Origin of the sequence: Achromobacter sp. Marseille-Q0513, from assembly GCF_018195695.1 — a bacterium.
In the GTDB taxonomy this organism is placed as follows: Bacteria; Pseudomonadota; Gammaproteobacteria; order Burkholderiales; family Burkholderiaceae_B; genus Achromobacter.
In genome coordinates, this window is sequence record NZ_JAGTJY010000599.1 from 1 (window position 1) to 380 (window position 380).

The 380-nt window shown below is 68.4% G+C and carries 1 pseudogene; it reads left to right on the forward strand.

The features are described from left to right. Positions 1–96: 96 nt before the first annotated feature. A pseudogene (locus KDH83_RS31925) lies at positions 97–380 on the forward strand (formyltetrahydrofolate deformylase); the annotation flags it as partial.

Consider the following 380-nt stretch of genomic DNA (forward strand, 5'->3'; position numbering starts at 1 on the left):
GTCGCGGACGAGGTGCAGGCGCTGTGCCGTCGCTACCCCGTGTACGGCGCGCCCGCCCAGGACGCCGCCTGATTCGCCAGCCAGAGGACCTCCGCCATGCACGCCCAGGACGCCCATATCCCTCCGGCCCGCCCATTCTGCCTGACCCTGACCTGCCCCAGCGAACCGGGACAGGTCGCCGCCGTGGTCGGGTTCCTGGACCGGCGCGGCGGCTATGTCGATGAACTGGCTGTGTTCGACGACAAGAGCAAGCAGCGCTTCTTCCTGCGCTGCATCTTCCACGGCGTGGCGGCGCAGCCCCTGGAACTGGATGCCTTGAAGCGTGATTTCGCCGACGTCGCGGCGCGCTTCGACATGTCCTGGCAGGTGGAAGACCTGAG